The organism is Marinobacterium arenosum (assembly GCF_019795155.1).
Lineage (GTDB): Bacteria > Pseudomonadota > Gammaproteobacteria > Pseudomonadales > Balneatricaceae > Marinobacterium_C > Marinobacterium_C arenosum.
On the sequence record NZ_JAILYN010000084.1, the window covers coordinates 1 to 11,420 of the forward strand.

9 protein-coding genes are annotated in these 11,420 nt (G+C 61.6%); 7 read left to right on the plus strand and 2 right to left on the minus strand.

Annotated elements, in window-relative coordinates; all coding sequences use genetic code 11:
• Positions 1 to 166 precede the first annotated feature (166 nt).
• Positions 167 to 1,579: a MocR-like ectoine utilization transcription factor EhuR gene (gene ehuR / locus K6T12_RS20785; RefSeq protein ID WP_222224890.1), complete on the minus strand. Its 1,413-nt coding sequence runs from the start codon at positions 1,577 to 1,579 to the stop codon at positions 167 to 169.
• A gap of 189 nt (positions 1,580 to 1,768) precedes the next feature.
• Here ehuR and speB point away from each other — a divergent pair, with 189 nt between their 5' ends.
• On the plus strand, positions 1,769 to 2,734 hold the full coding sequence (gene speB / locus K6T12_RS20790) for an agmatinase (RefSeq protein WP_222224891.1): 966 nt from the start codon (positions 1,769 to 1,771) through the stop codon (positions 2,732 to 2,734).
• 534 nt (positions 2,735 to 3,268) lie between these two features.
• On the opposite strand, the gene K6T12_RS20795 is transcribed toward speB, so the two are convergent.
• Entirely contained in the window at positions 3,269 to 5,149 is a 1,881-nt protein-coding gene (locus tag K6T12_RS20795; protein ID WP_222224892.1) for a methyl-accepting chemotaxis protein, read from the minus strand.
• Between the two features lie 287 nt (positions 5,150 to 5,436).
• On the opposite strand from K6T12_RS20795, the gene rlmJ reads away from it, so the two are divergent.
• From rlmJ to K6T12_RS20825, 6 genes are all read left to right on the plus strand, one after another.
• Entirely contained in the window at positions 5,437 to 6,186 is a 750-nt protein-coding gene (gene rlmJ, locus K6T12_RS20800) for a 23S rRNA (adenine(2030)-N(6))-methyltransferase RlmJ (RefSeq protein ID WP_222224893.1), read from the plus strand.
• 426 nt (positions 6,187 to 6,612) lie between these two features.
• The gene (locus tag K6T12_RS20805; protein ID WP_222224894.1) at positions 6,613 to 7,527 is read left to right on the plus strand and encodes a dihydrodipicolinate synthase family protein; all 915 of its coding nucleotides are present in this window, start codon (positions 6,613 to 6,615) and stop codon (positions 7,525 to 7,527) included.
• Between the two features lie 66 nt (positions 7,528 to 7,593).
• Positions 7,594 to 8,712, plus strand: coding sequence for an ABC transporter ATP-binding protein (locus K6T12_RS20810; protein WP_222224895.1), 1,119 nt, complete (start codon positions 7,594 to 7,596; stop codon positions 8,710 to 8,712).
• Positions 8,713 to 8,734: 22 nt separating this feature from the next.
• The gene (locus tag K6T12_RS20815) at positions 8,735 to 10,015 is read left to right on the plus strand and encodes an ABC transporter permease (protein WP_222224896.1); all 1,281 of its coding nucleotides are present in this window, start codon (positions 8,735 to 8,737) and stop codon (positions 10,013 to 10,015) included.
• A 6-nt stretch (positions 10,016 to 10,021) separates the two neighbouring features.
• Positions 10,022 to 10,870, plus strand: a complete 849-nt coding sequence (locus K6T12_RS20820; RefSeq protein WP_222224897.1) for an ABC transporter permease — start codon at positions 10,022 to 10,024, stop codon at positions 10,868 to 10,870.
• 294 nt (positions 10,871 to 11,164) lie between these two features.
• The coding region (locus tag K6T12_RS20825) for a transposase (protein ID WP_222224898.1) at positions 11,165 to 11,420 on the plus strand (256 nt) is incomplete at its 3' end.

Consider the following 11,420-nt stretch of genomic DNA (forward strand, 5'->3'; position numbering starts at 1 on the left):
AAACGCGAGAGATGGCATCCACTGCCTGACTAAAATGCATAAAAAAATCCGGAACCCTTAACATGGATTCCGGATTTTCTCTTGCCTGATCAGCAAGTTAAAGAGCTTAACTGATCGGCATTAGGCCGAGGCCGGGTTTTTTATGTCTGTTGCTACGGAGCCGGGCTCAGACCAGGTATTCCATCGAGATCGGCGGCGGCGTCTGTTTCAGCAGCTGGGCGACCACCTGCAGGCCGCGTGTCAGCTCGTCGCGGCTGGCGGCTGCCGTCAGGCTGAGACGGACGAAATGGGGGGCCGGCTGGTGGCCGACCACGAACGGCTCGGCCGGGGTCAGCAGCACCTTCTGCTGGCGCGCCTGGTTGACGAAATCGTCGACCCGCCAGGGTTCCGGCAACGGTAGCAGGATAAAGGACTTGATGGTCTCATCGGCCGGTAGCTTCAGGATATCGCAGGCCAACTGGTAGCGGCTGCGCAGTTCGCCGCGCTGCCATTCGGCCAGGGCATCGACCTTGCCGCTGTCGATCCAGTGGCTGGCGATGCCGGCGCTGATCGGCGAAGCCATCCAGCTACTGGCACGCAGCCGGCCGGTCACCGGTGCGACCTGGTTGTGTGGGGGAACCAGGTAGCCGATGCGCAACCCGGCGGCGATGACCTTGGTAAAACTGGTGATGTAGTAGCCCAGCTCCGGCACCAGGCTGCTGATCGGCGGCAGCGGCTGCGGCTGGATCGTGGCAAAGACATCGTCCTCTACCAGCGGGATGTCGAACCGACGGGCGATCTCGGCGATTGCCTGCCGGCGAGCCAGCGACATGCTCTGGCCGGTCGGGTTGTTCAGCGTCGGCGTGACGCAGATTGCCGCGATCTGCTTCTGTTCGCACAGGGTGGCCAGCGCCTCGGGAATGATTCCCTGTTCATCCAGGGCAACTCCCTCCAGCCGGAAGTTCAGCGTTCGAGCCAGCGAGATCAGGCCGTGGTCGACCAGCTCGGCACAGGCCACGTTGTCGCCCGGATGCACCAGGCTGGCCATCGCCGTCAGCAGCGCGTGGGTGGCGCCGTTGGTGATGCAGACCTGTTCGGCCGGTACGTCCAGGCCGAGCTTGGCCAGCCAGCGGGCGGCGGCTTCACGGTGCCGCATCAGCCCGGCGAACGGCTTGATGGCATTGATCAGTTCGCGTCCCTCCGGCTGGCTGGCGATATCGCGCAGGGCATCGGCGAAGGCGCTCTCCTGCGCTTCGCCGGCGGTGGCGTAGACAATCGACAGGTCGACGAACTCATTGCTCTTCGGTGCGCCGTTCTTCAGGAAGTCGACCTCCTGCTGGGCGCGTTGATGGCTGACATAGGTGCCACTGCCCACCTTGCCCACTACGTAACCTTCCTGTTCGGCGAAGGCGTAGGCATAGCTCACCGTCTGGATACTGACCCCGATCGCTTCGGCCAGCGCCCGATGGGTCGGCAGCTTTTCACTGGCGTGCAGGATCCCCTGGTCGATCGCTTTGCAGATCGCCTCGGCGATAGCCTGATAACGCGGTGACCGGCTGCTGGTTAGCTGCTCGCGGATCACATCTTCAAGAATTGTCATGAGTTAAAAATCTAATTGACATGATTTGTTTTCGTGCGGAAACTTATTGTCATGGGTTTTGGCGGCGTCTCATACAATGTACCAGCCGGTAGTGTTCCCGTACGTCCTTAATAACCCAGATTCTACCGACAATTATCGAAAAATGAACTGGTTCATTTTTCGGCGATAACAAAAAAGGGTGATGAAGCCATGAGTGAAAACAGATATGAAAAAGGTCGTCTGAATCTGCCGTTCGTTGGATTCTGCACGTTTGCCAAGAGTCGGACCTGCGAGGACTGGGACAACATCAAGGCGGACGTTGCCTTCATGGGGGCGCCGTTCGACTGTGGCACCCAGTGGCGTTCCGGGGCTCGCATGGGACCGCGCGCGGTGCGCGAAGCGTCCACCCTGTTCTCGTTCGGCCACAGCGGCGCCTACGACCATGAAGACGACGTGATGTACCTGGAAGGGGTCGATATCGTCGATATCGGCGACGCCGACATGGTGCACACCAATACCGAGAAGAGCCACGCCAACATCGAGTATGGCGTACGCAAGATTCTCGAGGCCGGTGCTCTGCCGGTGGTGGTCGGTGGCGATCACTCGGTCAACGCGCCGATCATCCGGGCGTTCGAAGGGCGCGGTCCGATCCATATCATCCAGATCGATGCCCACCTGGACTTCGTCGATGAGCGTCATGGCGTGCGCTATGGCCACGGTAACCCGATCCGCCGCGCCTCCGAGAAAGAGTTTGTCACCGGTATGACCCAGCTGGGCATCCGCAATGTCTCCTCGTCGAACCGCAACGACCACCAGGCGGCCGAGGATGCCGGTTCCACCGTATTGTCGGTGCGCGATGTTCGTCGGCTGGGCCCGCAGGGCGTGTTGGACCTGATCCCAAAAGGGGTGAATTACTACATCACCATCGATATTGACGGCTTCGATCCGTCGATCGCGCCGGGTACCGGTACCCCGAGTCATGGCGGCTTCACCTACTATGAGGTGATGGAAGTGCTGCAGGGGGTGGCCAACCAGGGTGAAGTGGTCGGTATTGACCTTTGCGAGGTGGCGCCGGACTACGATTCGACCGGTTCGACCAGCATCCTGGCGGCGCAGGTGCTGATGAACCTGATCGGCTATGTGTTCCATGGCCGTAATCAACGCACCAGCCGTTGAGTCAACTGTTCCCCTTCTGAAGAGTGTGGCCATCAGGCTATTTATCGAGCCCGGGCGGGCGGGGTGCTGAGCCCGGTGCCGAGAAGCGACCTTCGGGTCGCTTTTTTTGTGCGCCCGGCACGGGCGCACTCCTGGAGGTGCAAGTCCTCCCTCTTGGGGCTTCCCCGTGGGTGGCGCGATCGGTGGCGGCGTTGAGCCGTCGCTGGTGGCACAACAGTCTCTCGGCCGTCCATCATGTGCTGACGATGGCCTACTTCGATCGGCTGGACGTGCCGCGTCTCTCCTGACCTCAACTTCTCGAACCGCCCGGTGCGGACCCGCATGCCGGGTGATGTGGCAGGGGAACGGTCAGCAGTGCTGACCGCCCCTATGCCGATATGCTTTTTGGCTTTTTCTGATTTTTTATCTGTCAGGCCGGGGCTTGGCGCCCGCGTCGACTGGGGGGAGGAGTGTTGGATCGCACTGAACCTGGCCGGCCGGAGCCTCTCCTGCAGTGACGCGCACGCAGGAGAGGCGGCTAACCGGTGAATCGGCTTACAGCTGGAAGCGGGCGGTCAGTTGCTCCAGCGCATTGGCACGCTGGTGGACCTGCTCGCTGGCGGTGACGATCTCATCGACCGCCAGGCTGTTGTTCTGCACGGAGCCGGCGATCTGGTCCATCCGCTGGGCCATTTCGCGAGTGGTCTCCGCCACTTGGCCGATCGCCTGGGTGATCTGCCGTGAGGCTTCGCAGGCGCTGCCGGCGCCCTGCTCGATCGCCACCACGGCCTGCACCGCATGTTCGCCCTGGCGATGTACCTGCTGGGTCTGTTCCAGCGCCAGTTGCATGATCTGGCAGGCTTCCTTGGACTCCTGCTGGATGGTGCCGACGATCTGGTCGATCTGTGAGGTCGCCTTGACGGTCTTGTCTGCCAGCTCTCTGACCTCGTCGGCCACCACCGCAAAGCCACGCCCGGCCTCGCCGGCACGGGCCGCCTCGATCGCGGCGTTCAACGCCAGCAGGTTGGTCTGGCCGGCCAGTTCATTGATCATATCCAGCACCAGGTCGATTCGCTCGGACTCCCGATTGAGGCTGTCGATGGTGTTGGCGGCTTTCTCCACCACCTCGGCCGTCCGGCTCAGCGACGACAGCGCGGTGCTGATATCGCGGCCGCCATCCTGGGCTTGCTTCAGCGCCGCTTCCGAGGTCTGCTGCAACTCCTGGGCGGTGACGTGCATCTGCTCGGCGGTGGCGCTGATCTCCTCGGTGGCGGTCGCCATGCTGCTGGACTGGCTGGAGACCGCCTGGTTGGCGCCGGCGATCTCGCCGCTGTGATGGCTCAGCTCGCCGGCCATTTGACGCAGCTGGCCGTTCAGTGCGCTGACCTCGCCGACCAGGCTGTTGAGCTGCTTGCTCATGCCGTTGGCCGCCTCGCCGAGCTGGTCGAACTCGTCGTTACGCTTGCTATTCACCGCCAGACTGCCGTTCAGGTTGCCATTGGCTACCTGGGCCAGGAAATCGGCCAGCGTGCGCAGCCGCTTGCGAGTGCTCAGGCCGATCCACAGGATCAGCGCCAGCACCAGTACCACCGAGCCGGCATTGGCGATCAGCAGCATCAGCTGGGACCACTCTTCTGCATGGGCGGCCTTTTGACGGGCCTCGACCAGCAGGATCTCCTGCAGGTGCCGGTAACTCTCGTTGATATGCTGTTCCAACTGGCTGCGCTGTGCTGTCAGTGCCTGTTCGTGCTGGTTGGCCTGCTCCAGTGTCACGATCAGTTTGTTGAGTGCGCCCTCATAAGCGTTCATCGGCTCGGCGAAGTGCTCCTCGAACTCCAGCTCGCGGATCAGTCCTTTCAGATTGTCGAACGCTTGCTGGATAGCGGCCTTGTTGTCGCCACTGGGCTGTTCCATGAAGCGGAACTCGGCGCTGCGCACCTTCTGGAAGGCCTCCACCATCGAGGTGAACAGGCCCAGGGCGCGGTCCAGTTCGGCGGCCGCCCGGCTCAGTTCGCCACGTACGCCGTGCTGGCCGTTCAGGCCCAGTGTGGCCTGGCCCTGTTGCCAGTGCTGCAGACTCTGGTGCCACTGCTCGAACTGCTGTTCGATCTGTGTCAGCGTTTGCCGGATGGCGCGGTCACTCAGCTGGACATCGGCCAACTGCTGATTCATCTGCAGGTGTTGCTGATTGTTGCGTGCGGCCCAGTTCGACAGGGCGTCCGGTGTCAGTTGGCGGGTGGCGGCTTCCCGGTCAATCAGTTCCAGCCGCAGCTGGGTGAGTGTTTCCCCGTAGCGGGACAGTTCGGCCAGGTGCCGGGATGCGTCGCCCAGGTGAGTCAGTCCCCAAAGTGCGATACCGCTAGCCAGTACCATCCCGACCAGCGCGGTCAGGGTGACCAGCTGGAGTTGTCGTACAAAAGCAGGTTGCCAATGCATTGCATGCCTCTCGTATAGGTACGTCTTTTTTTGTAGTTGTTATCATCGTTTTTGTTGTTATTGGGTCATTGGCAGGGGTGAAGCCTCTGATTGAACGGCATTTCGACTTTAGTGGCAAATAAGAATTTTCAGTTATTGCCGAATTCGCCCGATATTCACAAATTGGTCTGACCGGAACCGTCGCTTTCCAGCGCTGGTTTGCGCCTTGCCGTAGCGCTTGGCCGTTGCAACCGGGCCCCGACTGCAGGACACTAAAAGACAGTTAGGGCCGCTAAGGAGACTGCGCTTTGCGCGAGTATCGACACGGGAAACATGCCGGTAATCCGGCCGACTTTCACAAACACCTTATTCTCAGCCATCTGCTGGAAACCCTTCAGCCGCAGCGCTACCTGGAAACCCATGCCGGCAGCGGCATGTACCGATTGGAAGGGGCGGGCGAGTGGCATCAGGGTGTTAACCTGATCTGGAAGCTGAGCGGGTTCCCGCTGGCCGAGCTCTATTTCCAGGCGTTGCAGGCGCTTAACCCCGATCATTTGGAGAAATATCCCGGCTCGCCCTGGCTGGCTGCGCGGGTGCTGGGTGAATCGGCACTGACCCTGTTTGAACTGGAGGACGCCGCCGCTGACCAGCTACGCACCCGGCTGGCGCAGGCGGATGTCCGCACCGGCGACGGATTTTCCGGTGTCGCACCGCTGATGGGGCCGGATTGCCTGCTGCTGATCGACCCGCCCTACAAGGACCCGGAAGACTTTGAGCGGGTACTGAACCTGCTCGACTGGCTGGAGATCGTCCCCGATCCCCAGGTGATGCTCTGGTACCCGGTATTCACCGATGGTCGCGAAGCGGGCTTCCGCGAGCAGCTGAAACAGCGCCTGGGCGACAACGGCTGGCGCAGCGAGCTCTACTTCGCCGAACCCTGCGGTCAGTTGGCCGGCAGCGGGGTGGCAGTGCTGGGTGACGAACCGATGACTCGGCTGGAGCAGTCCGAATTCTGCGAACTGGCCGACCGGATGGGCTCCACCGTTCGCTTCTTCTGATTAGCGAGGCGCTGCGGGCCCGTCGGCTTGCAGCGCTTCAGCGCGTTATCTTTCCCAATACTATTTCTCGACAGCCAATCAGTAGTTGCCCCCTGTTTCAATCCGTTCGACACGCTCCACAGCTAACAGCTAACAGCTAACAGCTAACAGCTAACAGCTAACAGCTAACAGCTAACAGCTAACAACTCCCAACTCCCAACTCCCAACTCCCAACTCCCAACTCCCAACTCCCAACTCCCAACTCCCAACTCCCAACTCCCAACTCCCAACTCCCAACTCCCAACTCGCCGCTCAAATTCCTGCTTGACGAGCATGTATAAAATATACAATCATCGCTAATTGTATATTGTATGCAATCTTTTGGGCCGACCTCGGCCACCCTAATCTCGAACTCGACAGAGCTAACCCAACAGAAAGGAACGGATCATGAAAGTAGATTGGCAAGGTGTTTATCCGGCAGTCACCACCCAGTTCAATGCCGATGAATCGCTGAATCTGGAACAGACCCAGCGGGTGATCGACAACCAGGTCAATGACGGCGTCGACGGCATCATCTGCCTTGGCACTGTCGGCGAGAACTGCTCGCTGAGCGCCGACGAGAAGCGTCAGGTGATCGCCGCGGCGGCCGAGGTGATCGACGGCCGGGTGCCGCTGATCGCCGGTACCGCCGAGTGCACCACCAAGGCGGCGGTGCAGTATGTGGCTGATGTGGAAAAGCTGGGCGTCAACGGCTGCATGGTGCTGCCGGGGATGGTGTATCGCTCCAATGACCGCGAAGTGGTGACCCACTACCAGACCGTTGCCAACGCCAATCCGGCGATGCCGATGATGGTCTACAACAATCCGGTTTCCTACGGCATCGACGTCGATCTGGAGATGATGGCTCAGTTGGCCGAGTGCCCGAATATCGTAGCGGTCAAAGAGTCCACCACCGACACCCGCCGGATCACCGAGCTGTACAACCGCTTCGACGACCGCTTCACGGTATTTACCGGGGTCGACGATATCGCATTGGAGTCGCTGATGCTGGGCGCCACCGGCTGGATCTCCGGCCTGACCAACGCCTTCCCGAAAGAGTCGGTAACCCTGTTCAAACTGGCCCGCGCCGGCCGTTTCGCCGAGGCGGTGGAGATCTACCGCTGGTTCCTGCCGCTGCTACGGCTGGACACCATCCCCACCCTGGTGCAGTGCATCAAGCTGGCCGAGCAGGTCTGCGGCCGCGGTTCCGAGCAGGTCCGTGCGCCGCGCCTGACGTTGCAGGGCGAAGAGCGCCAGCAGGTGGTGTCGCTGGTCGAGCACGCCATCGCCACCCGGCCGGATCTGAGCCGCTACGACGTTTAATCGATTGCGCCCGTCCACCGGGCGACCGGTGGGCCCTACGATAAAAACAAGAAAGGGTACCCAGCAATGAGCAAAGCAGAACCCGCCCCCGGCCGGCAGCTGACCAGCTACGTCAGCTTCCAGAACGTTCAGAAAACCTACGACGGCGATAACCTGGTGGTGAAGAACTTCAACCTGGATATCGCCCCCGGTGAGTTCGTCACCATGCTGGGGCCGTCCGGTTCCGGCAAGACTACCTGCCTGATGATGCTGGCCGGCTTCGAGACCGCCACCCATGGTGAGATCTATGTCGACGGCACGCCGGTCAACCACCTGGCGCCGCATAAGCGCGATATCGGCATGGTGTTCCAGAACTATGCCCTGTTCCCCCATATGACTATCGCCGAAAACCTGGCCTTTCCACTGAAGGTCCGCAAATTATCGAACGCCGAGATCGAGCAGCGGGTCAAGCGGGCGCTGGAGATGATCGAACTGCCGCAACTGGCCGGCCGTCGGCCCGGCCAGCTGTCCGGTGGCCAGCAGCAGCGGGTGGCACTGGCGCGGGCGCTGGTGTTCGAGCCCAAGCTGGTGTTGATGGATGAGCCGCTCGGCGCGCTTGATAAGCAACTGCGCGAGCAGATGCAGTACGAGATCAAACACCTGCATGAGCGGCTCGGCGTGACCGTGCTGTATGTTACCCACGACCAGACCGAGGCGCTGACCATGTCGGACCGGATCGCGGTGTTCAACGAAGGGGTGGTGCAGCAGCTGGCTACACCGACCGAACTCTACGAACAGCCGGCCAATGCCTTCGTGGCACAGTTTATCGGCGAGAACAACAAACTGCCGGGCCAGGTCAGCCGGTTGGACGGCTCGCGCTGTCAGGTGCGGGTCGGCAACGCGCTGGTCGAGGCGCTGCCGGTCAATGTGGCCGCTGCCGGAGAGCAGACCACCCTGTCGATCCGCCCGGAGCGGGTCCAGCTCAACCCGGTCGAGGGTCAGTGCGACAACTGCTTCGACGCCCGGGTGCTGGAGATGATCTACCACGGCGATCACCTGCGTACCCGGGTGCAGCTGATGGATCAGGACCAGTTCATCATCAAGGTGCCGAATGCCGCCCAGCGGCTGGCGATCGCCGAGGGCGACCGGGTCAGGGTCGGCTGGCATAGCCGGGACTGCCGGGCACTGGACGCAATGTCGGCCTGAGCCGGCGACAGGAGGCTGAGCAATGAGATATCAAGCAACCGCCCCGTCGCTGCTGCCGGAAGCCAGTGCGGCACCGGCCGAGCTGCCGACGGGCACCCTGAAACAGCAACTGCGTCGGGCGGAACGACGCAACCGGGTCAAGGCATTCCTGCTGGTGCTGCCACTGCTGCTGTTCGTCGGCATCACCTTCGTCGGCCCGCTGGCCGAGATGCTGCATCGCAGTGTCTATAACCCGCTGGTGGCCGACAGCCTACCGCACACCATAGAGGCGCTGGACGACTGGGATCGTCGCCAGCTACCCGGTGAAGCCGCTTACCGGGCGCTGGCCGAAGAGCTGGCCAGCCTGCACCAGAACCGCCAACTGGCCAAGCTGGCCAGCCGGCTGAATGCTGAACAGTCCGGCATGCGCAGCCTGATGACCAAGAGCGGCCGTCGGCTGGCCCGGCTTGACCCGCCGATCGATGCCAAAGCCGCGCTGCTGAAGATCGACCGGCGCTGGGCCGAGCTGAAATACTGGGCGGCGATCAACAACCTCGGCAGCCGCTACACCCTGAGCAACTACCTGGCGGCACTGGATATGCGCTACGACGCCCAGGGCGACATCGTCGCCCAGCCTGAAAACCGGCAGATCTACCAGTCGCTGTTTGCCAAGACCCTCGGCATGTCACTGCTGATTACGCTGCTCTGCCTGCTGCTCGGCTATCCGCTGGCGCACCTGCTGGCGACCCTGCCGGAGCGGCGCTCCAACCTGCTGATGATCCTGGTGTTGCTGCCGTTCTGGACCTCGCTGCTGGTACGTACCAGCGCCTGGATCGTGCTGCTGCAGACCGAAGGGGTGATCAACGACCTGCTGGTCGGCCTCGGTCTGATAGACCAGCGGGTGCAGATGGTGCACAACATGGCCGGCACCCTGATCGCGATGACCCATATCCTGCTGCCGTTCATGGTGCTGCCGCTGTACAGCGTGATGAAGAGCATCTCGCCCAGTTATATGCGCGCGGCCCGCTCATTGGGCGCCCGGCCCGGCTACGCCTTCGTGCGGGTCTATATGCCGCAGACCCTGCCCGGGGTCGGTGCCGGCGCGCTGCTGACCTTCATCCTGTCGATCGGCTTCTATATCACCCCGGCGCTGGTGGGCGGCCAGAGCGGTCAGATGATCTCCAACTTCATCGCCTACCATATGCAGACCTCGCTGAACTGGGGGCTGGCGTCGGCGCTCGGCGGCCTGCTGCTGGCGGCGGTGCTGCTGCTCTACTACCTGTACAACCGCCTGGTCGGCATCAACAACCTGAAAGTGGGGTAATGCTTTATGTCTCTGCCCGTCTACTGCACCCCGGCCGAGCGGATCGGCCACGCCTGCTACCGGCTGTTCTGCTACAGCGTGCTGTTCTTCCTGATCATGCCGATCCTGATCATCATCCCGCTGTCGTTCAACGCCGAGCCCTATTTTTCATTTACCGAAGGGATGCTGAACCTGGACGCCAGCGCGTTTTCGCTACGCTGGTACCAGGATATGTTCACCAACCCGCAGTGGCTGCAGGCGCTGAAGAACAGCATGATCATCGCGGTCGCCTCGACGCTGTTGGCCACTACCCTGGGCACCCTGGCGGCGCTGGGGCTGGCCCGCAGCGAGATGCCGTTCCGTAACGCGGTGATGGCACTGCTGATCTCGCCGATGATCGTGCCGGTGATCATCGCTGCCGCCGGCATGTATTTCTTCTATACCAGCCTCGGCCTGGCGCAGACCTTCACCGGCGTGATCCTGGCCCACGCGGTGCTCGGCACCCCGTTCGTGGTGATCACCGTGACCGCCACCCTGACCGGCTTCGACCACAGCCTGACCCGCGCCGCCGCCAACCTCGGCGCCAGCCCGGCGCGGGCGTTCTTCCAGGTGACCATGCCGTTGATCCGGCCGGGGGTGATCTCCGGCGGGCTGTTCTCGTTCGGCACTTCGTTCGACGAGGTGGTGGTGGTGCTGTTCATCAGCAGCGCCGAGCAGCGCACGGTACCGCGCCAGATGTGGTCCGGCATCCGCGAGCAGATCAGCCCGACCATCCTGGCGGTGGCGACGCTACTGATCCTGTTCTCGGTATTGCTGCTGGTCACCCTGGAGCTGCTGCGTCGCCGTAACGTCCGGATGCGGGGGATTCGCGAGTAGTTCTTTCAGGGATGAAAATTCAGATCTGCGTTGATCATCGTCGACAAGGCTACGGTTTGGCCTTGCTCTGGTATCTGGCACAGATGTATGGCTATCCAATCACTCCGGTGAAGGAGCTATAGAGGTCATATCGACTACTCACCATTAGACGAGGCGACAAGCCTGCTATGCGAGTAGTCGATATCCTGATATCAGATGCGCTGGAGACTTTACGCGGCGCGATTCATGCCTTCAGGTAGTGTTCAGAGTTCTGTGTCGTTTCCTACACTTGACTGAAAAAGGGAGCGACACATCATGGCTGATAAGTACGAAATCGATATCCAGGCGTTTGCCAAGGCACTTCAGGCCGGTCAGAGTCTCAATGGCAAGGATGGCCTGCTCACACCGCTGATCAAACAGATCACCGAAGCGGCACTGGGCGCGGAGTTGGACGAGCATCTGACCAATGACGCCTCGACCAACCGCAAGAACGGCACCTCCAAAAAGACCGTCAAAACGGCGTCCGGCGAATTTGAGCTGGAGACACCGAGAGACCGCAACGGCTCGTTCG

Bases quoted from the DNA above. Each gene is read 5' to 3' on its own strand.
- K6T12_RS20820 (WP_222224897.1), top strand. From the start codon at position 10,022: ATGTCTCTGCCCGTCTACTGCACCCCGGCCGAGCGGATCGGCCACGCC.
- K6T12_RS20795 (WP_222224892.1), bottom strand. From the start codon at position 5,149: ATGCATTGGCAACCTGCTTTTGTACGACAACTCCAGCTGGTCACCCTG.
- K6T12_RS20810 (WP_222224895.1), top strand. From the start codon at position 7,594: ATGAGCAAAGCAGAACCCGCCCCCGGCCGGCAGCTGACCAGCTACGTC.
- ehuR (WP_222224890.1), bottom strand. From the start codon at position 1,579: ATGACAATTCTTGAAGATGTGATCCGCGAGCAGCTAACCAGCAGCCGG.
- K6T12_RS20805 (WP_222224894.1), top strand. From the start codon at position 6,613: ATGAAAGTAGATTGGCAAGGTGTTTATCCGGCAGTCACCACCCAGTTC.
- K6T12_RS20815 (WP_222224896.1), top strand. From the start codon at position 8,735: ATGAGATATCAAGCAACCGCCCCGTCGCTGCTGCCGGAAGCCAGTGCG.
- speB (WP_222224891.1), top strand. From the start codon at position 1,769: ATGAGTGAAAACAGATATGAAAAAGGTCGTCTGAATCTGCCGTTCGTT.